Origin of the sequence: Variovorax sp. GrIS 2.14 (assembly GCF_046115955.1) — a bacterium.
GTDB lineage: Bacteria > Pseudomonadota > Gammaproteobacteria > Burkholderiales > Burkholderiaceae_C > Variovorax.
The window spans coordinates 14,465-38,561 of sequence record NZ_JBJXIA010000012.1; the positions used below are offsets into that span (position 1 = coordinate 14,465).

Here is a 24,097-nt window from a genome sequence, read left to right on the forward strand (position 1 = left end):
GTCTGGTACTCCGTCTGGTACCGCGAACACCACGCAAATGAAGTCCGATCTTCCAAAGTTCCTTCCGCTGCTGGGCGCACGCGACCTCGACGCGCCGCTTGCCTGGCGCGCCGGCGTGCCGATTTCGTCACGCCAGTACCTGGCCGACGTCACCGCTCTCGCCGAGCAGTTGCCTGCGCAAGGTCCGGTGGTCAATCTGTGCGTCGACCGCTATTCCTTTGCCGTCGGTCTCGGCGCTGCGCTGGTGCGCCGACTGCCCAGTTTGCTGCCGCCAGACGCGCGGCCCGAGACGCTGTCGCGACTGCGCGAAGGCAACCCCCATCTCTTCGCAATTGCCGACGACAAGCACCTCGATCCGCAAGGCATCACGGTGGTCTGGACCGATCCACGCGTGCATGTCGCCGTGCGCGACGGTGCAGCGATAGAGATGCCGATGATCGATGCCGAAGGCCATGCCGTCAGCCTGTTGACTTCCGGCTCGACCGGCGTGCCGCAACCGCATGCCAAGAGTTGGCGCACGCTGGTCGACGACGTCGGCGCGGCGGTGCCACGGCTCTCTGATTTGCTGAAGCTGCCGTCTCTCGAAGGCTTGACGCTGGTGACGACAGTGCCGGTACAGCACAGCTACGGGCTCGAATCGTCGGCCTTGCTCGCCATGCTCGGCGGCGCATCGTTCGACAGCGGCCGGCCGTTCTTTCCGGCGGATGTCACAGCCACGCTCGAGGCGTCGCCGCGGCCGCGTGCGCTCATCACCACGCCGTTTCATCTGAAGACCCTGTTGGTGGCCGGCGTGCCGCTGCCAGCGGTCGACCTGATCCTGTCGGCCACGGCACCGCTGTCGCCGCAACTCGCCGTGCAGGCCGAGCAGGCGATGTGCGGCGCGCTGATCGAAATCTACGGCAGCACCGAGTCGGGCCAGGTCGCAACAAGGCGCACCACTGAGAGCGAGGTCTGGCACACCTTCGGCGAAATCCAGGTGACGGCCGAGCCGACCGAAGACGGTGCGGAGCGCTTCGTTTTCAGCGGCGATTTCGTGCCCCGCCCGACGCCGATGGCCGACGTGCTGGAATTGATCGATTCGCAGCACTTTCGCCTGTTAGGCCGGGCCAACGACCTGATTCACGTGGCCGGCCGGCGCAGTTCGCTCGGGCATCTGAACTACCACCTGAACAGCGTCGCCGGCGTGGTCGATGGCGCGTTCTGGCTGCCCGACGAAGTGGCCGACGGCGTGGTGCGGCCGGTGGCCTTCGTGGTCGCGCCGGAGTTGAAGTCGGGTGACCTCATCGCGGCGTTGCGGCAGCGGCTGGAGCCGGTCTTCGTGCCGCGCCGCGTGGTGCATGTCGCGTCGCTGCCGCGGGAGGGCACCGGCAAGCTCACGGTGCGTGCGTTGCGCGAATTCGCGCTGGCGCAACTGGCCGACGACAGCACTGCGGTGCAGGTCACGCGCGACGTGCCGGTAGACCATCCGGCTTTTGCCGGCCACTTTCCCGGCCAGCCGTTGGTGCCCGGCGCATTGCTGCTGGCCGAGGTGCTCGAAGCCGCGCACGGCGTGCCTGCATTGGTCGCGCGACTGGGCCGGCAACCGACGCTGGCGGCGTGCAAGTTCCTGTCGCCGGTACGGCCGGGCGCTACGTTGACGATCGAGCTTCAACCCGAGCCAGGCGCAGCCAGAGGCGTGCGCTTCGAGGTGCGCTGCAATGCGCAGATCGCGGTCAGCGGCCGCTGGATGCCGGGGACAGACACGGCTGCATGAGTGCCGATCCGACCGTGACAAAACCCGCGCCCGAAACCGATCGACCGGCCGCTGCAGCCGATTGGTCGACCACGCCGGAGCGCGCCAACAAGGTGGCGCTTCAGGTGATCTGCTGGATCGCATTGACGATGGGACGCCGCGCCGCGCGGCTGGTACTGCATCCGGTCACGCTGTATTTTCTGCTCTTTTCGCCAGCGCCGCGTCGTCACATCAAGCGCTACCTGTTCCGCGTGATCGGCCCGAGCGCAGGGTGGGGCGACGGCTACAAGCTGCTGCACGCCTTCGCCTCCACCGTGCTCGACCGCGTCTACTTTCTGCGCGGCCGCATGGACCTGTTCGATGTGCGGGTCGTCGGCAAAGAGCCGGTCGAGAGCGAAGCACTGGCGGGCCGCGGCGCTTTTTTGCTGGGTGCGCATGTCGGCAGCTTCGAGGCGCTCGGTGCGTGCAAGGGGCTCAGCCCCGACTCGCCAAAACTACGTCCGGCGATGCTCATGTTCCCGGACAACGCGCGGCAGATCAACGCCATGCTGGATGCGATCAGCCTGCCGGAACTGCGGCCGCACGTGATCGCACTCGGACGGCCGCATTCGATGCTGGCCCTGCGCGACTGGCTCGACACCGGCGGCATGGCGGGCTTGCTGGCCGACCGCACGTTGCCCGGCCAGGCGGAGCAGGCTGGCCAGCGCGGCAACAGCATCGAGCTGCCTTTTTTGGGGCAGCCCGCCGTCTTCAACGACGGACCTTTCCGCCTCGCCGCGCTGCTCCGCCGCCGCGTCTTCTTCATGGCGGGTTTGTATGTCGGCGGCGCCCGCTACGATGTGCTGTTCGAGCCGCTAGCCGATTTCAGCGAACGCATTCGCGACCCGGCCGAGCGGGAACGCGCGATCCACGAAGCGGTCCAAGCCTACGTGGTGCGGCTCGAGGCGCTGTGCCGCAAGTACCCCTACAACTGGTTTAATTTTCATGATTTCTGGCTCGAAGATTCGCGGTGAGGCTGGTGCAGGCAAAGGCGCAATGACATGGCGCCGTGCATGCCGCGGGCTGCTGCTTGCGGTGGCCTTTGACGCCTCTTCCGCCTGGGCATTCGACCTTCCTGATCTGATGGGCCTGCTTGCCAAACAGAAGAGCGGCGAGGCACGTTTCACCGAGCAGCGCTTCGTGCGCGGTCTCGAAGGTCCGCTCAACGCCAGCGGCACGCTGAGTTTCACCGCGCCCGACAAACTGTCGCGTCGCACGCTCACGCCGCGCCCTGAAAGCATGGTCGTCGACGGCAACAACATGGTGCTGTCGCGCGGTGAGCGCACGCGCACCATGACGCTCGACAGCGTGCCCGAACTGCAAGGCCTGGTCGAAGCCATGCGTGGCACCTTGAGCGGCGACACGGCCGCGCTTACACGCTATTTCAAGAGCGCCGTCGGTGGCTCGGTGGACGGCTGGACGCTCGATCTGCAACCGCTCGACAACCGCCTCGCCGCGCAAGTCCGCAGCGTGCGAATGAGCGGCCGGGGCAGCGAAGTGCTCGGCCTCGAAATGGAATTCGTCGGTGGCGACCGTTCTGTCATGACGATCGTTCCCACCCGGTCTGCGCAGTGACATCGCGCGAGCCAGTTGCGACTTCTGCGGCCACGGGTGCGTCCGGGCTCAGCCGCCAGCGTCGCATCGTGGTGCTGCTGGTCTGGCTGGCCATCGTCGCGGCCGGCGTGGTCTTGATCACACGCACGCATTTCAGCGCCGACCTGTCGGCCTTCCTGCCCCAGAGCCCCGATGCGCGCCAGCGCGTGCTCATCGAGCAACTGCAAACCGGCGTGGCGTCGCGCACTTTGCTCGTCGGCATCGAGGACGGCACCGACGCGACGCAGCGCGCGGTCGTCTCGCGTTCGGTCGCCAGCGCCATGCGCGAAAGCGGCCTGTTCGACCAAGTGCAGAACGGTGACGCCTCTGACTGGAAGGCGGCCGGTACCTGGCTGTTCGATCACCGCTATCGACTGTCGACATCCATCACGCCCGAGCGCTTTACCGCTGCTGGCCTGCACGATGCCATCGCCGACACGCTGTCGTTGCTCGGCACGCCGGCTGGCAACCTGGTCAAGCCGCTGCTCGACCGCGATCCGACCGGCGAGACGCAAGGCGTGGCCGAAAGCCTCATTCCCGCCAATGCGCCGCGCACCGAAGCCGGCGTGTGGGCCTCGCGTTCGGCACAGCGCGCGGTGTTGCTCGCGACCACGCACGCGTCCGGCAGCGACCTCGACGCGCTGACCATCGCCATCGCCAAAGTGCAGTCGGCTTTCGATGCGGCCACGCGTGACATGACTGGCGCCAAGCCACGGCTGCGGCTCAGCGGCGCGCCGGTGTTCTCCGTGCAGAGCCGCGATCAGATCAAGGGCGAGGCGATCCATCTGTCCATCGTTGGCGGCATCGTGATGGGCTGTTTGCTGCTGCTGGCCTTCGCATCGCCCAAGGCCTTGCTCATCGCTTTTCTGCCGGTCGCGACCGGCGTGGTCGCGGGCACCGCCACCGTCAGTCTGGTGTTCGGCAACGTGCACGGACTGACGATGGGATTCGGCAGCACGCTCATCGGCGAGACCATCGACTACGCCATCTATTACCTGATCCAGGCGCGCGGCGCTGCAGTGCCTGGCACCGGCTGGCAACGCTGGCGCGACCTCAACTGGCCGACCGTGCGACTCGGTCTGTTGACCTCGGTGTGCGGCTTCGCAGCCCTGCTTTTCTCCGGCTTTCCGGGGCTCGCGCAGCTCGGTGTTTTCTCGATTGCCGGCCTGGTCGCCGCGGCCCTCGCCACGCGCTACGTGCTGCCGGTGCTGGCGCCCGACGGCGCCACCGGCATGGGCATGCGCCGCACCATGGCCAAGGTCGCGGGTGCCATCGTGCGTGGACTGCCGCGACTGCGGGTCGGTTTGTTGGCGCTCGGCATCGCGGCCCTCGCGCTGCTGGCCTGGCGCGGTGCCGACCTGTGGCGCGCCAACCTGAGTGCGATGAGCCCGCTGCCCAAGGAAGCGCAGGCGCTCGACGAATCGCTGCGGGCCGACATCGGCGCCAGCGACGGCGGTCTGCTGGTCGTGGCGCAAGGTGCGGATGTGCAGAGCGTGTTGCGCAACGCCGAGGCCGCCAGCCTCCGCCTTGAAAAGCTCGTCGACAGCGGTGAACTCTCCGGCTTCGAAACCGTCACGCGTTTTCTGCCGAGCGAAGCGGCGCAGCAAGCACGCGTCGCGAGCCTGCCCGACAGCGCCACGCTGCGTACCCGGCTCAACGAGGCGATGAAAGATCTGCCACTGCCGGTCGCGCGGCTCGAACCTTTCCTCGCCGATGTCGAGACGGCGCGCAACCAGCCGATGGTGCGGCGCGAAGATCTTTCGAACGGACCGCTCGGGCCGATCGTCAACTCGCTGATGTACCAGCGACCGGGCGGCGGTTGGGGCGCGTTGATCGCGCTGCACCCCGGTCCCAAGTTCGATCAGGCTCGGCTCGAATCGGCGCTCACCGGCGTACCAGATGTGCAGGTGGTCGACGTCGGCCGCGAGCTGGGTGCGCTCTACGACCGCTATCTGCATGAAGCCTTCGTTCAGGTGCTGCTCGGCGCGCTCGCGGTCGTGGTGCTGCTCGGCCTGTATCTGCGATCGCCGCGCCGGCTGCTCGCGGTGTGCCAGCCGTTGGTGTTCGCCGTCGTGCTCACGCTGGGTGGCCTCGCGGTGCTGCAGGTGCAGCTAGGCATCCTGCATCTGGTGGGCATGCTGCTCGTGGTGGCCGTGGGTTCCAACTACGCTTTGTTCTTCGATCAGTTGCGCGAGACGGGTCGAGCCGACGAAGACACGCTGGCGTCGCTGATGCTGGCCAATCTCACGACGGTGGTGTCGTTCGGCTTGATCGCGATCTCGAACATTCCGTCGCTGTCGGCCATCGGCCGCGTGGTGGCGCCGGGGGCGATGCTGGCATTGCTGTTGTCTGCTGCCTTCGTGCGGGGCGTACCGCCGGCGCCGCCGGCGTCGAGTGGTCGCCGCTGATGGGAAAATATTAAAAGTGACGCCACTTATCGACTCGACGCCTGGGACTGCATGGCCCTGGCCACCCATTCTGCGGGCTAGCGTCGGCTGGCATGTGGCCGCCGTCGGAGCGGGCGTGCTGGTGCCGGGCGCGCTGCCCTGGGCGGTCGGCGCCATCGTGCTGAACCATGCGTTGATCACCGGCGCCGGCTTGACGCCACGCAGCAGCTTGCTCGGCCCTAACGTCACGCGTTTGCCCGAAGCAGCGGCCGCGCGGCGCGAGGTCGCCATCACCATCGACGATGGTCCCGAGCCGGATGTCACGCCGCAGGTGCTCGACCTGCTCGATGCGCACGGCCAGCGCGCAACCTTCTTCTGCATCGCCGAGCGCGTGCGCTCACAGCCGGCGTTGGCACGCGAGATCGTGGCGCGTGGTCACAGCATCCAGAACCACACGGCGCAGCATCGGCATAACTTTTCATTCCTCGGTCCGCGTGGCTTCGCCGCCGAGATCGCGAAGGCGCAGGAAATACTCGCCGATGTGACCGGGCAAAAGCCGACCTGTTTTCGTGCGCCTGCCGGGCTGCGCAATCCGTTTCTGGAGCCGGTGCTGCATCGGCTCGGGCTGCGGCTCGTGAGCTGGACGCGCCGCGGCTTCGACACGCGCGAAGGCGATGCGGCCAAGGTGCTCGCGCGGTTGACGCGTGGCCTCCAAGCGCGCGACATCCTGCTGCTGCACGACGGCAATGCAGCGCATACGTCCGCGGGCCGGCCGGTGCTGCTCGACGTGTTGCCTCCGTTGCTCGAGCGGCTGCGTGCCGAAAGGCTGAAGTCCGTGACGCTAACGGAAGGACTTCGTACATGAACGCCGTCACTTCGCCGCCTCCACTCGCGTCGATGTCGGCGTCGAAGCCGCCGACTCAACCATTGCCGCAGCCCGACACCGCCTGGCGCGAACTGCACGAGGCAGCCACGTTGCCGTACAAGACTGCCGGTAACTTCGCCTGGCGTTTCGCCCGCGGCAAGTTGGGGCGTGACCCGGTTTTTCGCGGCCTGATCGAACGCCGTTTGATCGATGCGCGGCATGCGCGCGTGGTCGACATCGGTTGCGGCCAGGGCCTGTTCGCGAGCCTGCTGGCATCGATGAGCGCGATGCAGGCCAAGGGCCGTTGGCCTGCGTCGTGGCCCGCCACCACTGCAGCTGCGCAGTACACCGGCATCGAGCTGATGCCCAAGGACATCGCACGTGCCCAAGCGTCAATCGGCCATCTGCGGCCGGCGCCTCGACTGCTCTGTGCAGACATGTGCAACGCTGATTTGCCGGCGTGCGATCTGGTCGTGATCCTCGACGTGCTGCACTACGTCGACATCCCCGCGCAGAACGATGTGCTGCGGCGCGTGCGCGATGCGCTGCAGCCGGAAGGGCGCCTGTTGCTGCGTGTCGGCGATGCGTCTGACCGACGCGGCTTTGCAGTGAGCCAGTGGGTCGACCGCATGGTCACCCGCATTCGTGGCCACAAGGTTTCGCCGACCTGGGGCCGTCCGCTGTCGGCATGGGTCGCAGCGCTCGAAGGCTTCGGCTTCAAGGTGCACAGCGTGCCGATGAGCCAGGGCACGCCGTTCGCCAACGTGCTGCTGGTCGCCGATATCTGTCTGCCTGAAGTTAAAGAATGACGCCCCAAACACTCGACCGCGCCGCCATCGCGCGACGCATTCCGCACAGCGGCACCATGTGCCTGCTGGACCGCCTCGAAAGCTGGTCGGCCGAGGCCATCCACTGCACTACCGCCACCCATACGGCGCCCGAAAACCCGTTGCGCACCGCGAGCGGTCTGCTCGCGCCCAATGCCATCGAATATGCGGCGCAGGCCATGGCCTTGCATGGCGGCGTGCTGGCGGTCGAGGGCAGCGTGCCGTCGGCTGGGTTTCTGGCGAGCGCACGTAACGTGAAGATGGCTGTCGAGCGGCTCGACGACATCGCCGGTTTGCTGCATGTGCGCGCCCGACGCCTGTCGGGCGATGCGCGGCAGGTGCTCTATGAATTCGACCTGACCGATAGCGAGGGTCGGCCCGTAGCCGAAGGCCGCGCCGTGGTCGTCCTCAACACGCCACTGGCGATGGAAGCTCCTCAATGACTCTCGAAGGCAACACTCTCGCAGGAAAACGCGCCCTCATCACCGGCGCGAGCGGCTCGCTCGGTGCGGCCATCGCGACGCGGCTGGCGCGCGACGGCGCCACTGTGTTGCTGCATGCCAATTCAAGGCCCGAGGCCGTGGAGCAACTGGCCGCGACGATCATCGCCGCCGGTGGCAAGGCCGAGAGCGTGGTGTTCGATCTGCGCAGCGACGAGGCCGCCCGCCTGGCCTGCGAGCGCATGCTCGAAGGCGGCCCGGTGCAGATCGTCGTGAACAACGCCGGCGTGCATGACGACGCGGTCATGCCCGGCATGCGGCCCGAGCAGTGGCACAAGGTCATCGACGTCTCGCTCAACGGCTTCTTCCGGGTGACGCAGCCGCTGTTGCTGCCGATGCTGCGCACGCGCTGGGGCCGCATCCTGAACATCTCGTCGGTCGCGTCGCTCACCGGCAATCGCGGCCAGGTCAACTATGCCGCCGCCAAGGGCGCGCTCAACAGCGCGACCAAGGCGCTGTCGCTCGAAGTGGCTGCGCGCGGCGTCACCGTCAACGCCATCGCGCCGGGGATCATCGCGTCGCCGATGGCGGATGCGGCGTTCGACCCGGCGATGATCGCGCAGATGGTGCCGGCCAAGCGGGCGGGTACGCCGGACGAGGTGGCGGCGCTGGCCGGTTTTCTGGCAAGCCCCGAAGCCGCCTACATCACGGGGCAGGTCATCTCGATCAACGGCGGGATGATTTAGCTCGCCCCACCCCTGACCGGAGGCAACACCAGCGGCCCGGCGAAGCCGGTTCCGCGGTGTCTCTGGAAGGGGTGCGTCGCGATGGCCGGTGGGTCGCAGTGCGGCCAACCCGGCGAGTTTGCTTCAGCGCTTGAAAAGCAAGACCGAATTGGTCCCTCCGAAGGCGAAGGAATTGCTGATGGCGGACTGGATGTTGGGGGCGTTGTAGCTGGGTTCGAGCACCAGATTCAGCGCGCAAGCGGGGTCGGGCGTGACGCAGTGCGCATTGGGCGGCAGCCGTTGCTTGTAGAGCGCCATCACGGTGATGACGGCTTCGATCGCACCGGCTGCGCCGAGCAAGTGGCCGTGCAGCGCCTTGGTCGAGCTCACTTTGAGTGCGTCGATATCGGTGCCCCATACCTCGGCCAATGCCTTGGCTTCGACTTCGTCGCCTATGCGGGTGGCGGTGCCATGTGCGTTGCAATAGTCGACATCGCGCGGCGCGAGGTCGGCCATTTTCAAGGCCTGGCGCAGCGCGCGCGCCTGGCCGGGTGCGTCGGGCTTGGTGAGGTGGGTGGCATCGCAGCTGCTGCCCCACCCCTCGAGCGTCGCGTAGCTTTTGGCCCCACGAGCTTTCGCGCGATCTGCCGATTCGAGAACGATGAAAGCCGCGCCTTCGCCCAACGCGAAGCCGCTGCGATCGGCGGCGAAGGGGCGCACCGCGTCGGCGGCCTCGCCGGGCGCAAACGAGGCCAGCGTCTGCATCGCCTGCCACGCCATGACCACACCCGGGACGATGAGCGCTTCGCTGCCGCCGGCGATGGCAAGGTCGACATCGCCGCGCTGCACTGCCTTGGCGGCTTCCGCGATGGCCAGTGACGACGAGGCGCACGCAACCGAATAGGTCAACACCGGACCGTGCACGCCCTGGCGCATGGCGACGTGCGCTGCCGGAGCGTTGGGCATGAAGGCCGGTATGGTAAGGGGCGGTACTCGACCCGAGCCTCCGCTCTGGGTGTTGCCGCTGCGGTAGGCGGCTTCCAGTGCCGCCGCGCCGCCCATGCCGCAACCGGCGAAAACACCGATGCGTTCGGGCTCGACGGTCCCTGCGGCGCCGGCGTCCTGCATCGCCAACTCGGCGGCCGCGACCGCCAGTTGGCTCACGCGGTCGACACCCGCCAATTGCAGCTTGGTGAACCAGCGCGAAGCATCGAAGGCCGCGGTCGCTGCGGCTGCCGGTTTGGGCAACTCGGGGAAAACAGGTCGAATGGCCGAGCGGCCGAGCATCAGCGCTTCGAAAAGCGCAGTGATGCTGTCGCCGTGCGGTGCCACGACGCCCATGCCGGTGACGACGACGGCGCGGGAGTTCACGCCGTTTTTTTCAAGTTGTCTTTTGCGGCCACGACACGGTCGACCAACGCGGCCAGTTCGCCCAGGGTGTCGATGTTGGGATCCTCGTCCGGCAACTCGATATGGAAATGATCTTCGATGGCAAATACGAATTCGGCGATCGAGAGCGAATCGAGCCCGGACTCTCGCATCGACGCATCGGGCGCGAGCTTTTCAGGCGGGATGTCGTACTTTTCCTGGATCAGGTCCTGCAACTCTTTCAGCGAACTCATGGTGAGGTGAACTTGGTGTTGTTAGAGGTTGGTGCGGTTGGCAAATGCGGCAGGCAAGGGGTCGGCGCGGGCCATCGGCACATCGGATCGCGGTCGCCAGCGCAGCGACGGCACTGCAAAAGCCATCCCCAGCATAGCGCCACCGATCACGTCCAGCACCACGTGTTGCCGAACGGCCAGGGTCGACCAGGCAATGGCGAGAAACCAGAGCACGTTGAGCAGGCGGAGCGTCCAGGGTACGCGTGCACGGCGCAACACGTCTTCCACGTGCACGGCAGTGAAGAGGGCGACCGCCACATGCATCGACGGAAAGGCGTTGCCCGTGGCGTCGACGCCTTGCAGCATCGCGAACCCGGGAAAGCCCGATACGTCGAATGTCAGTGCCGGTACCGCCGTCGGCAAGACATAGAACACAGCCAGTCCCGAAAGGCAAAGCGCAGCCTCCCACAGGCCGAAGACTACGAGTTCGGCAAAATTGCGCTGCAAACCCGGCGCCACGCCGATGTAGAACCAGAGCGACAGGTAAGCCACCAACGTGTAAGGCTGGAACGGGATCAGCAGGTCGAGCGCGGTCAGCGGCATCGTGATCGGCTGCTGCGTCGGGTGCCGCAGCAGCTGAAAGTAGCCGATGAAAAAGATCCAGGTGAAAGCGATGGTGCCGCCCAGCTTCAACAAGAACAGACGGCGCATGCGCAGCGCGATCTCGGCGGTCCAGGGACGGGCCTGACTCGACGCGTTGGCGGTCATGGCTGAAACGGTGGCAGACCTCGAAAACGTCGCCACAGGAGGGCTGGCAAGCGAAGAACGAACTCGAACATGAGCCGGGTGTGCATCCACGACAAGAGCACGTTGTCGCGCACATACCGGAAGTGCGAGACGCCACCTTCTTCAGCTGTGAGGTACTTCACCGGTGCATCGATATTGACTGGTTTGACGCCACGCCAGGCGAGTCGCACGACCGCCTCCGTATCGAAGTCGAAGCGGCGCATCCAGGGCTGCCGCGACATGACCGCGATCAGGCCGGCGACGGGGTACACGCGAAAGCCGTAGAGCGAATCGCCGATGCCTGCGAACAGGGTTTCGAGATGCGTCCAACCGTTCGACAGCTTGCGGCCGCGCACGCGCAACAAGGGGGCGCTGGAATCGAAAATCGGGCGGCCCAGAACCATGGTCTCCGGGCGGGCGAGCGATGCCTGCATGAAAGCCGGTATGAGGTCTGCCGGATGTTGACCATCGGAGTCCATGGTGAGTACGTGCGTGTAGCCCGCTTCTTGCGCCGCTCGCAAGCCGTGCAGCACGGCAGCACCCTTGCCCTGGTTGGCCGGCAGCAGCCAGACCCGCAGGCCCGGATCGGCTTCGGCCATCTGCTGCAGCCGCTCGCCGGTGCCATCGGTGCTGCCATCGACGACGACCCACACGGGGCTCCATTGCGCTCGCGCCGCACTGACCGTCGAGAAGAGGCGCTCGCCCGTGTTGTAGCTCGGGATCAGAACAAGGTGTGTAGGGGAGACGTCTGGCATTCTGCGGGCGCGGTGTCGTCGCGCTGTTGTTGTTCTACGTGGTGTCGAAAATACTGGTCCAGCTGCGTCAGCAACGCGGCGCTGTCTTGTCGCGGTGAAAACCTGTGACCCAGCCGCAGCTTGAAAACGACAGGCAGCGGCGGCACGCGCCACAGCGGCCAGCCCTTGCCGAGATAAGGCGAGTCGGTGTCGATAAAGACCGTTTGAATCGGCGCCTGCGCGAGCTTTGCGATCAGCGTCACGCCGGGGCGAAACGCGTTAAGCGGCGGCGAGACGGTGCGCGTGCCCTCTGGAAAGATGACCAGCTGGCCGCCATCGCGCAGATCGTTCACGGCGAGCCGGACCATCGTGCGCGCCGAGTCGTTGCGGATGTACTGTGCGAGCCGCGCGCCGGCACCCAGAAAGACGTTTTTCATGAGCGACGCTTTCATGATGCACGCGCTCCTGGGCAAATGCGCCACCAGCAACAAGGCGTCCAGCATGGTCGGATGATTGGCCACGAAGATCACGCCCGGCTCGTCGCGCAGCGCGTCGAGGCAGCTCGCGTCGATGCGCATCATCCTGCAGGCCGACGCTACGTTCCAGAACAGCCGATAGCCCCACGAGATGCCCGCACGTCCGATGCGCAGGCCTTGCCGCGCCGGCAACAGCGGATGCAGCACCATGGCGATGAGGTTCCAGCCGAGCGACATGGCGCCGAGGAACAGCAGCAGCGCGTAGAGCAGCAGCGCCAGCGGAATCGTTGCGAGTAAGCGCAGGGCGCGAATCATGGCGTGGGCGCCGGTTCACGCATCGAGTGAGCCGACCGGCAAGGCATCGTGCCGAGCGCCTTGCACACCGGACGCAACCGCGTGTGCCTCGATCTCGACCAGCAAGTCGCTGCGGCAGATATCGGCTTCGAGCACCACCGCGTGCGCAGCGAAGTGCGAGCCCCCGCCCAGTACCTCGTCGATCACTTGGCGGATGGCGACGACATCGTCGACATGCCGTACGTAGATCACGCAGTCGAGCGCCGGCACCGTGAAGCGTGCGGCGTCGCACGGTGCTTCGAGCTTTCCTGCTGCGTCGTTCGCGGCGGCGACCACCGCAGCGAGGTTGCGCAGCGTCTCGCGTGTTTGCTCGCGCACGTCACCGGGGTGAACGGTCTCGTGGCCGATGATGCTGGCGGTGCCGGAGATGAAAAGTGCGACATCGCCGCCGCCCATTTCGGCGAGTGCCGCGCGTGAGAAAGTCGGCGCGCGCGGCCCGTAGGTCGGTGGGTAGTGGTAGGCCGACACCTGGCGCGGATTTTCGACCGGCACCGGCGCCTTGCGGCCTGCCAGAAAGCGGATGCTCAATGCGCCTTGCCTGATGCCCAGTGCGCAAGCTGCCGGGGCGCCGTCGAACGCAGGGCGAGCGGCATCGATAAAGGCCTGCTGGCGGCCGAAGTTGAATTGGCGGTAGCGCTCCAGGCCTGTGCCACCGGTGGCTTGCCCTGCGGCGCTATCGTCGGAATCGTTGAAGCCGTTGATGCGCGGCAGATAGTTCCAGATGCGCAGCAGGTGGGGCGTACCTGCTTCGTCGAGCGCCTTGAAGAGGTCGCTGTAAGCGCGGTGCGACATGTCGGACAAACCCTCGTCATCGGCCTTGTCGGTCGCTTCGGAAAGATCGATGGCGCCGAGCAGCCACTCGCCATCGCTGCGCCAACGGGCCGAGCCGGTCGCGCCCGAATCGATGCTCTCGCCCGCATGCCACACGTCGGCCATGGCACCGCGCAGCGACAGCACCTGCGCGTCCACCGTCGGCATCCAGTGCAGATGCGCAGGCGTGCCGTAGCCCAAGGCGCCGAAGGGTGCATCGCCGGTGGCGCTGAGGTCGAGGCTGGCGGCCAGCGACATCCGTTCGACCCGCAGACGGGACGGAAAGCCCGAGGAGCCCGAGGAGGCTGAATTGTCCGCAAGCGGCGCGCTCACTTGGCCTCCACCACGTTCTCGCCGACCAGCGGACCGAGGTCGCGAATGTTGCGCCGCCGCCGCGTCCACGCCAGCCAGGTCCGCCTGGGATGGCCGGCCGAAACCAACCAGTACATCGTCTTGATGATGCGCAGCGAGCGCCAGATCGGCGTCTTGCCGTAGATGTCGCCCGCCAGCAAGGACATGAGCGCTTCCTTCACCCGCATCGGGTTTTGTGGGTACATGAAAAATTCGCGCATGGTCGGGTTGGTGACCCGAAAGATGAACCACGAAAACTCGCGTGGCCCCTTGCGCATGTAGCGCTCAAAGCGCTGCATCAGCGCAGCCGCCTGCGCAGGACGTTCGAGCGCTGCGGTCACGACATCGACGCTTTCGAAGGCGCTGTGCATCGCCAGGTAGACGCCCGACGAAAACACCGGGTCGACGAAGGTGAACGCGTCGCCGAGCATCAGATATCGCTCGCCGCTGCAATGCGTGCTGGTGTACGAGTAGTTGCCGGTGGCGTACACAGCGTCGTCGACCAGCGTGGCGTCTTTCAGCCGCTCGACCAGTTGCGGGCAGAGCGCGATGGTGTCGGCAAAGAAGTCCTTGACCGGCTTGGTGCGCGACTTCAGGTAGTACGGCCAGCAAACTGCGCCAATGCTGGTGGTGCCGTCGGCCAGCGGGATGTACCAGAACCAGCCGTGCGCGAACCAGAAGATGGTGATGTTGCCTTCGAGCTTGCCTTCACCGCGCAAGGCATTGGCGAAGTGGCCGAACAGGGCCGAGCTGTTGTGCTTCGGGTTTTTCTGCTTGGCCTTGAACTTGTTCGACAGGAAGGTGTCGCGGCCCGATGCATCGATGACGAACCGGGCGCGCCATGTGCGCTTTTCGCCATCGTCGTGCGTGGCCTGCACGGTGGCGCCGTCGGCGTCGAAATCGACATTCCGCACGCGCCAGCCTTCGCGCGTGTCGGCGCCGTGCGCGGTTGCATTGCGAAACAGCATCTCGTCCATTTCGGAGCGGCGCACCTGCCAGGCGTATGGCATCGACTTGTCCCAAGCCTCGGCAAATTCGAGTGCCACCGTGTGATCGTGGTCGGGCGAGACGAATTCGACACCGTACTTGGGCATGCCGATCGCCTCGATCTGCTCGCGCAGGCCCAGTCGGTCGAACAGAGCGACGTTGGCGGGCAACAGAGATTCGCCGATGTGAAAGCGTGGGTGGTGCGCTTTCTCGAGCAGCACGACCTTGCGGCCCTGCTGCGCGAGCAGTGCGGCCGCGGTGGAGCCCGCGGGGCCGCCGCCGATGACGAGTACGTCGCAAGCCTCGACGTCTGTCGTGACGACATGACTTCGGACAGGTGTCGGGTCAACAATGTTCATGCGCAGTGTCAGGTTGAATTCAGGCGCCGCAGCCGGAAAGCGGCGTTTGAGCATTGGATTATCCAGAAAAGCACTGCCGGTCCCGCCGTGCGGCGCAGGCCGTTGCGTGCGACGGACAGTAAACTCGACACCCACTAGACAGCGAGAGCGAAGCCATGGCCGGACACAGCAAATGGGCAAACATTCAGCACCGGAAGGGCCGGCAGGACGAGAAGCGCGGCAAGGCATGGACCCGCGTGATCCGCGAAATCATGGTCGCTGCGCGCCTCGGCGGCGGTGACTTGGGCACCAACCCGCGGCTGCGGCTGGCAGTTGAAAAGGCCAAAGCCGTCAACCTGCCGATCGACACCGTCAAACGCAACATCGACAAGGCCACCGGCAACCTCGAAGGCGTCAACTACGAAGAAATTCGCTACGAGGGCTACGGCATCGGCGGCGCGGCGATCATCGTCGACACCATGACCGACAACCGGGTGCGCACGGTGGCCGAAGTGCGGCACGCTTTCTCTAAATACGGCGGCAATATGGGCACCGAAAATTCGGTCTCGTTCCAGTTCAAGCATTGCGGCCAGTTCGTGTTTGCGCCCGGCACCGACGAAGACAAGGTGATGGAAGTCGCCCTGGAGGCCGGCGCCGAAGACGTGGTAACGGACGAAGACGGCGCCATCGAGGTGCTGTCGGCGGTCGGCGACTTTGAAGCAGTCAAGAACGCGCTCGACGCCGCCGGCCTCAAGCCCGAAGTGGCCGAGGTCACGATGCGGGCCGAAAACACGGTCGATGTCACTGGCGACGACGCTGCAAAAATGCAGCGGCTGCTCGACATTCTCGAAGACCTGGACGATGTCCAGGAGGTCTATCACAACGCTGCACTGTCGGAATGAAAAATCCTCGAACGAAAGCTGGCGAATGAAGGTTCTGGTCATTGGCGGCGGTGGTCGCGAGCACGCGTTGGCCTGGCGCCTTGCACAGGCGACGCGTGTCAGCAAGATTTATGTGGCGCCGGGCAACGGCGGTACGGCGACCGATTCGCGATTTATCGGACTCGACATCACCGACCCGGTCGCGCTGCGCGAATGGGCGGTAAAGGAAAAGATCGCGCTGACCGTGGTCGGCCCTGAAGGTCCGCTTGCTGCCGGTGTGGTCGACGAATTTCGCGCACACGGCTTGCGCATCTTCGGTCCGACGAAAGCGGCCGCGCAGCTCGAGAGTTCCAAAGCCTTTTCGAAGGCCTTCATGAAGCGCCACAAGATTCCGACGGCGGAGTACGAGGCCTTCACCGACCCTGTCGCCGCGCATGCGTACATCGAAGCCAAGGGCGCACCGATCGTCGTCAAGGCCGACGGGCTGGCGGCAGGCAAGGGCGTCGTGGTTGCGATGACGGCGGCCGAGGCGCACGAGGCGATCGACTTCATGCTGGTCGACAACAAGTTCGGCGTCGCCCACAACGACATCGGCGGCGGCAAGGCGGTCCCGCGCGTCGTGATCGAAGAGTTTTTGCAGGGCGAGGAGGCAAGTTTCATCGTTATGTGCGACGGCAAGAACGTGCTGGCGCTCGCCACGAGCCAGGATCACAAGCGCCTGCTCGACGGCGATGAAGGCCCCAACACCGGGGGCATGGGTGCCTATTCGCCGGCCCCGATCGTCACCGCCGAAGTGCATGCGCGGGCTATGCGAGAGATCATCCTGCCGACCATCCGCGGCATGGAAAAAGACGGCATTCCATTCACCGGTTTCTTGTATGCGGGTCTGATGATCGACGGCACCGGTCACCCGAAAACACTGGAATTCAACTGCCGCATGGGCGACCCGGAAACGCAGCCGATCATGATGCGGCTCAAGTCGGATCTGTTCGAGGTGTTCTTGCACGCCACTGATGGGACGCTCGACCAAGTCGAACTGCAATGGGACCGGCGTGTCGCCTTGGGGGTCGTGATGGCGGCGCACGGTTATCCGCTCGATCCGCGAAAAGGCGACCGTATCGCCGGGGTGCCGGCGGGGACGGCCGATGCTGTCGTGTTCCATGCTGGTACCGCGCTCAAGGGCAAGGAATTGCAGACCAGTGGCGGCCGGGTGTTGTGCGTCACCGTGCTGGCGGACAGCGTCAAGCTGGCGCAGCAGCGCGCTTACGAAGTGGCTTCGCGCATTCAATTCGACGGGGCGCAATACCGGCGCGACATCGGGTATCGCGCCTTGCATGCGCACACGCAGGGGAATACGCAAGGCCGGGGGCAGGGCGGCTGATGGCGGTTGCGTCTGCAACGGCCACGACGACACCGGCAGAAGTCGCCGCCTACCTGCGCGGATTGCAGCAACGCATCGTCTCGTCGATCGAGGCGGCCGATGGCGGTGCGTGCATCAGCGATGCCTGGCAGAAAGCGCCAGAAGAATTGCTTCAAGGCAGCGGGCTCACCTGCATCCTCGAAGGCGGCGAATTGTTCGAACGCGCCGGCTGCGGCTTCTCTCAGGTTCGTGGCCCCAGGCTGCCGCCGTCGGCCACACAGCATCGGCCCGAACTATCGGGCGCGCCCTTCGAGGCGATGGGCGTGTCGCTGGTTTTTCATCCCCGCAATCCGTATGTGCCGACAGTGCACATGAACATCCGCATGCTGGCTGCACTGCCCGAGGGTGGCGAGCCGGTCTGCTGGTTTGGCGGCGGCATGGACTTGACGCCGTACTACGGTTTTGTCGAGGACGCGGTGCACTTTCATGCGACTTGCCGCGATGCGCTATCGCCCTTCGGCGACGACAAATATCAGCGCTTCAAGCAGTGGTGCGACGAGTACTTTTTCTTGAAGCACCGCGACGAGCAGCGCGGCATCGGCGGCATCTTTTTCGACGATTTCTCGGAGCTCGGTTTCGAACAGAGCTTTGCGATGTTGCGTTCCGTCGGCGATGCGTTCTTGCCTGCTTACATGCCGATCGTCGAGCGCCGCCGCGAAACACCGTATGGTGAGCGCGAGCGCGAATTCCAGTTGTACCGCCGCGGCCGGTACGTCGAGTTCAATCTTGTGTGGGATCGTGGAACGCACTTCGGTCTGCAGTCCGGCGGTCGCACCGAATCGATCTTGTTGTCGATGCCGCCGCTTGCGAGTTGGGCTTATCAGCGCATGCCTGACGTCGGTACGCCCGAGGCGAGTCTGTACAGCGACTTCATCGTGCGGCGCGAGTGGCTTTGAGCGCGGACGGCCACGGCAGTAGTCGGCCATCGACCCGCATCGGCGTGTTCGGCGGCGCGTTCGATCCGCCGCACAACGCACACGTCGCGCTGGCTGCGGCGGCACTGGCGCAGCTCGATTTGCAGGAGCTACGCATCTTTCCGACCGGACAGGCCTGGCACAAGGCGAGGGCGTTAACCAGTGCCGAAGACCGGCTCGCCATGACGCGTCTTGCGTTTCAGGACTTGCCCGGCGCAATCGTCGACACGCGCGAAGTGTTGCGGCCCGGCCCCACTTACACGCTCGATACGTTGCAAGAGCTGCACGACGAATTGCCCGACGTGCAATGGGTGCTGGTCATGGGCGAAGACCAGGCCCGCGCCTTGCCGACCTGGAACGGCTGGCAGGGTATACTCGAGCTTGCTATCGTTTCTGTAGCGCATCGAGCAATACAGACGGGCGATGCAGCCCGGTTCGATCCATCTGCCTTGCCCGGCCTACCGGCTGGCGCCCGGTTCGAGACACTCGAACTGCCGGCCATGGACATCAGCGCCACCGACATTCGCGAGCTCGCTGCCCGTGGCAGAGACCTTTCCGCACTGGTTCCGCCCGCCGTTGCACGCTATATTGATCAACATCTCCTCTACCGCCCTGCCTGATGACAACTGAAGCCGCCGCCAAGAAAGACACCCAGAAACTTCAACGAGCCATCATCGATGGGCTTGAAGACGTCAAGGCGCAGGACATTGCGGTATTCGACACTGAGCATCTTTCACCGCTTTTCGAGCGCGTGATCATCGCCTCGGGCACATCGAATCGACAGACCAAGGCGCTCGCTTCGAGCGTGCGCGATGCCGTGCGCGAAGCCGGCTTTGGCAAGCCGCGCATCGAAGGCGAAGAAAACGGCGAATGGATCATCGTGGACTGCGGCGCAGCGGTCGCGCACATCATGCAGCCGGCCATCCGCCAGTATTACCACCTCGAAGAGATCTGGGGCGACAAGCCGGTTCGTACCAAGCTCGGGTCGAGCAAGCCGGCGTCGCCGGCCAAGGTCGTCGAAGAGAAGAAGCCGGCCGTCAAGCAGCCGACGACGTTGCGCCGTTCCAGCGCTGCCAAGACCGCCATTCGCGCCGCTGAACTCGAGGCCAAAGCAGCCAAGGGCCCATCGCGCAGGGCGCCGGCCCGCAAGGCTTCTGCCAACACGCCGGTCAAAGTGTTCGGCAAGCCGGCCGCCAAGAAGGCCGCTGCTAAATCAGCGCCGAGGTCGGCCGCGAAGCCTGCAGCCCGACCTGCCTCCAAGACCGCCGCCGCGGTCAAGAAGCCCGCGCGCAAGGCTGCTCCGAAGAACGCATGAAGCTGCTGGTGGTCGCGGTCGGGCAACGCATGCCCGACTGGGCACAGACCGCCTGGGACGACTACGCCAAGCGCTTCCCGCCGGAGCTCAAGCTCGAATTGCGGGCCGTCAAGACAGAGCCACGCAGTTCGAAATCACTCGACACGATCTATGCCGCGGAGCGCGAACGCATCGAGGCAGCCATCGCCCGCGGCATGCACATCGTCGCGCTGGACGAACGTGGCACCTCGCTCACGACAAAGGCCCTGGCGGCGCGACTGCAGGCCTGGCAGGGCAAGGGCGACGACGTGGCACTGGTCATCGGCGGCCCCGACGGGCTCGACCCAGCCTTCAAGGCCGCTGCGCACGAGCGCATTCGTTTGTCCGATCTGACATTGCCTCATGCCATGGCGCGCGTGCTGCTGGTCGAACAGCTGTATCGCGCCTGGTCGGTCAACGCCGGCCATCCGTACCACCGCGAATAGCGCCTGGACCACTTGCTTTTGCCTGCGCCGATGCGCTTCATCTACCTTGCCTCGCAGAGTCCGCGCCGTGCCCAGTTGTTGGGACAACTCGGCGTGCGCCATGAGCTGCTATTGGCCGATGACGACGAGGACGCCGAAGCGCTCGAGGCCGTCCATGGTGCCGAGAGTCCGGCTGCCTACGTACAGCGAGTGACGGGGCTCAAACTCGACGCCGCGGTCGAGCGCCGCAAGCGCCGTGGGCTGCCCGACGCGCCGGTGCTGTGTGCCGACACCACCGTGGCGCTCGGCCGCAGCATCTTCGGCAAGCCCGATGATGCTGCCGACGCGCGTCGCATGCTGAGTCTCCTGTCGGGTACGACGCATCGCGTGCTGACGGCCGTGGCCGTACATCACGGGCGCCGCCGCGATGCCGCGCTCAGCGTCTCGCGTGTGCGCTTCGCAACCCTGACTCGGCCGGAGATCGCGCGCTACGTAGAGGGCGGCGAGCCGCTCGGCAAAGCCGGCGCCTACGCAGTGCAGGGTGCTGCGGCAGCCTTCGTCGAATACATCGGCGGGTCCTATTCGGGCATCATGGGTCTTCCGATGTTCGAGACCGCGCAGCTGCTGCGGCACGCCGGTTTCAAGATCTAGAAGAACCCATGCAAGACATCCTGATCAACTGGTCCCCGCAAGAGACCCGCGTCGCGCTGGTGGAGCACGGCGCAGTGCAAGAGCTGCATGTCGAACGCACGCTGGAGCGCGGGTTGGTCGGCAACGTCTATCTCGGCAAAGTGTCTCGCGTGCTGCCCGGCATGCAGTCGGCTTTTATCGACATCGGTCTCGAGCGCACAGCGTTCCTTCACGTCGCCGACATCGTTTCTCCCTTCACGCCCGGCTCACGTGCCAGCACGCAGGTGCCCGAGCGCGACCATCGCGGCAGCGGGCCGATCGTGCCGATCGAAAAGCAGGTGTTCGAAGGACAGTCGTTGCTGGTTCAGGTGATCAAGGACCCGATCGGCACCAAGGGCGCGCGCCTGTCGACGCAGATCAGCATCGCAGGGCGGCTGCTGGTGTTTTTGCCGCAAGACAACCATATCGGCGTGTCGCAGAAGATTCCGTCGGATCAGCGGGATGCCTTGCGCGCCCGCATGCAGGTGCTGATCGAGGCCGCAGCAGCAGCCGACAGCGGCGGTGTGGTGCCGGCCGCCACCGGTGGCTTCATCCTGCGTACCAACGGCGAAGACTCGTCCGACGCCGAACTCGCCGAAGACATCGCGTATCTGCGCAAGACTTGGTCGCGCATTCGCGAATCGTCTTCTCGCATGCCGGCGATGTCGTTGCTGCATCAGGACCTGAGCCTGCTGCAACGCGTGTTGCGCGACATGACCAGTGAAGACACGCAGACCATTCGCATCGATTCGCGGGAGCAGTTCGATGTGCTGCACAAGTTCGGTGCCGAGTTCATGCCACAGGCGGCCGGCAAGCTGCAGCACTACAAGGGCGAGCGTCCGATTTTCGACCTGTATGCGGTCGATGAAGAGATCGCCAAGGCGCTAGGTCGACGCGTCGAACTCAAGTCAGGTGGTTATCTGGTGGTCGATCAGACCGAGGCGTTGACCACGGTCGACGTCAACACCGGTGGTTTTGTCGGCGCGCGCAATTTCGACGACACGATCTTCAAGACCAATCTCGAAGCTGCGCAGGCCATCGCGCGACAACTCAGGCTGCGCAATCTGGGCGGCATCATCATCGTGGACTTCATCGACATGGTGCGCGACGACCATCGCGAGCAGGTGCTGGCGGAGTTCAGGAAGCAGCTCGCGCGGGATCGCGTCAAGACGACAGCAGGCGGCTTCTCGCAGTTGGGTCTGGTCGAGATGACGCGCAAGCGCACCCGCGAATCGCTGGCCCACATGCTGTGCGAGCCTTGCGTGGCTTGCAAAGGGCAGGGCATCGTCAAGACGGCCCGCAGCGTGGCGTACGACGTCATGCGCGAGATTCTGCGTGAGGCGCGACAGTTCACGCCGCGCGAGTTCCGGATCGTGTCATCGCCGCAGGTCATCGAGCTATTTCTGGACGAAGAAAGCCAGCATCTCGCCGGCCTCAGCGACTTCATCGGAAAGCCGATTTCCCTGCAGGCCGAAGCTGCGATCGGCCAGGGACAGTACGACATCGTGTTGCTCTAGCTCGCCCCAGGTCGCTGCGGACTCAGTGCCGCGACTCCCACCCCATGACCGGGGGCAACATCAGCGGCCCGGCAAAGCCGATTCCGCGATGTTTCTGGAATCGAGGGTCAGATCGTGGGCTCTTTTTCTGGAGGGGCTGTGCGAATGGCGTTGTTTTGCAGGCGGGCGTACAGGCCATCGAGCGCCATCAGTTGCGCGTGGCTGCCTTGCTCCGACACGCGGCCGCGCTCCATGACGACGATGCGATCGGCGTGCTGGATCGTGGAGAGGCGGTGCGCCACGATGAGCGTGGTACGGCCTTGCATCAAGCGCTGAAGGGCGTCTTGCACCAGGCGCTCCGACTCGGTGTCGAGGGCCGAGGTAGCTTCGTCCAGAAGCAGAATCGGCGCGTCTTTGTAGAGTGCGCGCGCAATGGCCAGTCGCTGGCGTTGACCGCCCGACAGTTGCGCCGCGTTGTGGCCGAGCACGGTATCGATGCCCTGGCTGAGGCTGTCGATGTGCGACTGCAGGTTCGCCGCGACGATGCAGCGCTGAACCTTCTCACGGTCGATGTCGCCGCCGAGCGCGACGTTCGCGGCCAGCGTGTCGTTCAGCATGACGACGTCCTGGCTCACCATCGCGAATTGCGCGCGCAGGCTCGACAGCTGCCATTCGCCGATGTCGTGGTCGTCCAGCAGCACCTTGCCCGCACTGGGCAGCACGAAGCGGGGCAACAAATTGACGAGGGTGGTCTTGCCCGACCCTGAGGGCCCGACGAAGGCCACGACCTCTCCTGGCTCGATCGTCAGGCTGAGCCGGTCGATGGCAGAGGCTTCGTCGTCGCCGCGGTAGCTCACTCGCACGTCTTTCAGCTCGATGCGGCCGCGCGCGCGGTCGGCGGAGTAGCTGCCTTGCGTCTCCGAGGCGATGTCGTCGATCAGCGCCAGCCCGCGCTCCAGTGCGGCGAGGCCGCGCGTGATCGGGTTGGCCATGTCGGCAAGCCGGCGGATCGGCGCGATCAACATCAGCATGGCCGTGATGTAGGCGACGAAGCCGCCGACAGTCAAACCTTGCTCGCCGCTTTGCCACAGCGCGATCATCAGCACCACGGACAGCGCGACGGACGCGAGCAACTGGGTCAAAGGCGTCATCGCGGCCGATGCGATGGTGGACTTCACGGCAAGGCGGTTCAGCTTCTGGCTCAGGGCCTCGAAGCGCTGCGCCTGGCCGGCTTCCGCGCCGTGCAGACGCACCATGCGGTGGGCGAGCACGTTTTCTTCGACTACGTAGGCCAAGTCGTCTGTAGCTTGCTGACCAAGGCGCGTCAGGTGGTAGAGGCGCTTGGAAAACACCTTCATGATCCATGCGACGCCGGGCACCAGCACACCGACGATGAGCGTCAGTTTCCAGTTCAGATAGACAAGGTAAAAAAGCAGGGCGACCAGCGTGAAGCCGTCGCGCGACAGCCCCAGCAGCGCCTGTACCAGCAGCATGGCGCCAGTCTGCACCTCGTACACGACCGTGTTCGACAGTGCGCTGGCCGACTGTCGGGAGAACAATGCCAGCTCTGCCGCCAGCACCCGGTCGAACAGCACGCGGCGCAACCGCTGCATTCCCTCGTTGGCGATACGTGCCAGGGCGTACTGCGAGACGAACTGCGCCAGTCCGCGCACCGCGAACAGCGAAATGAGCACGACCGGAACGGTCCACAACGCGAGCTGGCCGCGCGAAAAACCGCGGTCCAGCAGCGGCTTCAAAAGCGCCGGCATCAACGGCTCGGTGAGTGCCGCGATCAAGGCGGCGACGACCCCGATGGTCCACCAGCGACGAGACTCTCCGAACCAGGTCATGAGCCGCGAAAGACGGCGCATCAAGGGGGCACGCACGGTGGCGTCCAAGGGGGCGGAAGACATG

24 protein-coding genes are annotated in these 24,097 nt (G+C 65.5%); 16 read left to right on the plus strand and 8 right to left on the minus strand.

The window, feature by feature from the left end; all coding sequences use genetic code 11:
* Positions 1–37: 37 nt before the first annotated feature.
* Genes RCH10_RS18595 through fabG form a run of 8 tightly spaced genes read left to right on the plus strand, consistent with a single transcriptional unit; the run spans position 38 to position 8,629 of the window.
* On the plus strand, positions 38–1,753 hold the full coding sequence (locus tag RCH10_RS18595; protein WP_409053536.1) for an AMP-binding protein: 1,716 nt from the start codon (positions 38–40) through the stop codon (positions 1,751–1,753).
* Complete coding sequence (locus RCH10_RS18600; RefSeq protein WP_409053537.1) at positions 1,750–2,745, plus strand: acyl-CoA synthetase; 996 nt, start codon at positions 1,750–1,752, stop codon at positions 2,743–2,745. The genes RCH10_RS18595 and RCH10_RS18600 overlap by 4 nt, the downstream gene beginning before the upstream one ends.
* Positions 2,746–2,767: 22 nt before the next feature.
* On the plus strand, positions 2,768–3,346 hold the full coding sequence (locus RCH10_RS18605; RefSeq protein WP_409053538.1) for a LolA-related protein: 579 nt from the start codon (positions 2,768–2,770) through the stop codon (positions 3,344–3,346).
* Positions 3,343–5,772 carry an MMPL family transporter gene (locus tag RCH10_RS18610; RefSeq protein ID WP_409053539.1) on the plus strand — a complete coding sequence of 810 codons (2,430 nt, stop codon included), beginning with the start codon at positions 3,343–3,345 and terminating at the stop codon, positions 5,770–5,772. Before RCH10_RS18605 ends, RCH10_RS18610 begins: the two co-directional genes overlap by 4 nt.
* Positions 5,773–5,788: 16 nt before the next feature.
* Complete coding sequence (locus tag RCH10_RS18615; protein WP_409053540.1) at positions 5,789–6,616, plus strand: polysaccharide deacetylase family protein; 828 nt, start codon at positions 5,789–5,791, stop codon at positions 6,614–6,616.
* Between the two features lie 32 nt (positions 6,617–6,648).
* On the plus strand, positions 6,649–7,425 hold the full coding sequence (locus tag RCH10_RS18620) for a class I SAM-dependent methyltransferase (RefSeq protein ID WP_409053651.1): 777 nt from the start codon (positions 6,649–6,651) through the stop codon (positions 7,423–7,425).
* A complete protein-coding gene (locus RCH10_RS18625) occupies positions 7,422–7,886 on the plus strand; it encodes a hydroxymyristoyl-ACP dehydratase (RefSeq protein WP_409053541.1) in 465 nt (154 codons plus the stop codon). The genes RCH10_RS18620 and RCH10_RS18625 overlap by 4 nt, the downstream gene beginning before the upstream one ends.
* Positions 7,883–8,629 (plus strand): 3-oxoacyl-ACP reductase FabG, encoded by a 747-nt coding sequence (gene fabG / locus RCH10_RS18630; protein ID WP_409053542.1) that lies wholly within the window; start codon positions 7,883–7,885, stop codon positions 8,627–8,629. Before RCH10_RS18625 ends, fabG begins: the two co-directional genes overlap by 4 nt.
* A gap of 123 nt (positions 8,630–8,752) precedes the next feature.
* Here the strand turns inward: fabG and RCH10_RS18635 are convergent, their stop codons facing one another.
* From RCH10_RS18635 to RCH10_RS18665, 7 genes are read right to left on the minus strand one after another with little or no spacing between them, the layout of a single operon-like run.
* Complete coding sequence (locus RCH10_RS18635; RefSeq protein ID WP_409053543.1) at positions 8,753–9,979, minus strand: beta-ketoacyl-[acyl-carrier-protein] synthase family protein; 1,227 nt, start codon at positions 9,977–9,979, stop codon at positions 8,753–8,755.
* The gene (locus RCH10_RS18640; RefSeq protein WP_409053544.1) at positions 9,976–10,230 is read right to left on the minus strand and encodes an acyl carrier protein; all 255 of its coding nucleotides are present in this window, start codon (positions 10,228–10,230) and stop codon (positions 9,976–9,978) included. Before RCH10_RS18640 ends, RCH10_RS18635 begins: the two co-directional genes overlap by 4 nt.
* 21 nt (positions 10,231–10,251) lie before the next feature.
* Complete coding sequence (locus tag RCH10_RS18645; protein ID WP_409053545.1) at positions 10,252–10,977, minus strand: phosphatase PAP2 family protein; 726 nt, start codon at positions 10,975–10,977, stop codon at positions 10,252–10,254.
* On the minus strand, positions 10,974–11,750 hold the full coding sequence (locus RCH10_RS18650; RefSeq protein WP_409053546.1) for a glycosyltransferase family 2 protein: 777 nt from the start codon (positions 11,748–11,750) through the stop codon (positions 10,974–10,976). Before RCH10_RS18650 ends, RCH10_RS18645 begins: the two co-directional genes overlap by 4 nt.
* Positions 11,717–12,520 (minus strand): lysophospholipid acyltransferase family protein, encoded by an 804-nt coding sequence (locus RCH10_RS18655; protein WP_409053547.1) that lies wholly within the window; start codon positions 12,518–12,520, stop codon positions 11,717–11,719. Before RCH10_RS18655 ends, RCH10_RS18650 begins: the two co-directional genes overlap by 34 nt.
* A 15-nt stretch (positions 12,521–12,535) precedes the next feature.
* Positions 12,536–13,702, minus strand: coding sequence for a Rid family hydrolase (locus RCH10_RS18660; protein WP_409053548.1), 1,167 nt, complete (start codon positions 13,700–13,702; stop codon positions 12,536–12,538).
* Positions 13,699–15,066 (minus strand): NAD(P)/FAD-dependent oxidoreductase, encoded by a 1,368-nt coding sequence (locus RCH10_RS18665; RefSeq protein ID WP_409053652.1) that lies wholly within the window; start codon positions 15,064–15,066, stop codon positions 13,699–13,701. Before RCH10_RS18665 ends, RCH10_RS18660 begins: the two co-directional genes overlap by 4 nt.
* Before the next feature lie 155 nt (positions 15,067–15,221).
* On the opposite strand from RCH10_RS18665, the gene RCH10_RS18670 reads away from it, so the two are divergent.
* The 8 genes from RCH10_RS18670 to rng are packed head-to-tail and all read left to right on the plus strand — an operon-like array spanning position 15,222 to position 22,204.
* The gene (locus tag RCH10_RS18670) at positions 15,222–15,947 is read left to right on the plus strand and encodes a YebC/PmpR family DNA-binding transcriptional regulator (RefSeq protein WP_409053549.1); all 726 of its coding nucleotides are present in this window, start codon (positions 15,222–15,224) and stop codon (positions 15,945–15,947) included.
* 25 nt (positions 15,948–15,972) lie between these two features.
* The gene (purD, locus tag RCH10_RS18675; protein WP_409053550.1) at positions 15,973–17,307 is read left to right on the plus strand and encodes a phosphoribosylamine--glycine ligase; all 1,335 of its coding nucleotides are present in this window, start codon (positions 15,973–15,975) and stop codon (positions 17,305–17,307) included.
* Complete coding sequence (gene hemF / locus RCH10_RS18680; RefSeq protein WP_409053551.1) at positions 17,307–18,242, plus strand: oxygen-dependent coproporphyrinogen oxidase; 936 nt, start codon at positions 17,307–17,309, stop codon at positions 18,240–18,242. The genes purD and hemF overlap by 1 nt, the downstream gene beginning before the upstream one ends.
* Positions 18,233–18,880 carry a nicotinate (nicotinamide) nucleotide adenylyltransferase gene (nadD, locus tag RCH10_RS18685; RefSeq protein WP_323495158.1) on the plus strand — a complete coding sequence of 216 codons (648 nt, stop codon included), beginning with the start codon at positions 18,233–18,235 and terminating at the stop codon, positions 18,878–18,880. The genes hemF and nadD overlap by 10 nt, the downstream gene beginning before the upstream one ends.
* Positions 18,880–19,575: a ribosome silencing factor gene (rsfS, locus tag RCH10_RS18690; protein WP_409053552.1), complete on the plus strand. Its 696-nt coding sequence runs from the start codon at positions 18,880–18,882 to the stop codon at positions 19,573–19,575. The genes nadD and rsfS overlap by 1 nt, the downstream gene beginning before the upstream one ends.
* On the plus strand, positions 19,572–20,039 hold the full coding sequence (gene rlmH, locus RCH10_RS18695) for a 23S rRNA (pseudouridine(1915)-N(3))-methyltransferase RlmH (RefSeq protein ID WP_409053553.1): 468 nt from the start codon (positions 19,572–19,574) through the stop codon (positions 20,037–20,039). The genes rsfS and rlmH overlap by 4 nt, the downstream gene beginning before the upstream one ends.
* Positions 20,040–20,069: 30 nt before the next feature.
* Complete coding sequence (locus tag RCH10_RS18700; protein ID WP_409053554.1) at positions 20,070–20,669, plus strand: Maf family protein; 600 nt, start codon at positions 20,070–20,072, stop codon at positions 20,667–20,669.
* An 8-nt stretch (positions 20,670–20,677) separates the two neighbouring features.
* Complete coding sequence (gene rng / locus RCH10_RS18705) at positions 20,678–22,204, plus strand: ribonuclease G (RefSeq protein ID WP_323501480.1); 1,527 nt, start codon at positions 20,678–20,680, stop codon at positions 22,202–22,204.
* A 107-nt stretch (positions 22,205–22,311) separates the two neighbouring features.
* Here rng and msbA read toward each other — a convergent pair whose 3' ends face one another.
* Positions 22,312–24,096, minus strand: coding sequence for a lipid A export permease/ATP-binding protein MsbA (gene msbA, locus RCH10_RS18710; RefSeq protein ID WP_409053555.1), 1,785 nt, complete (start codon positions 24,094–24,096; stop codon positions 22,312–22,314).
* Position 24,097: the final 1 nt, after the last annotated feature.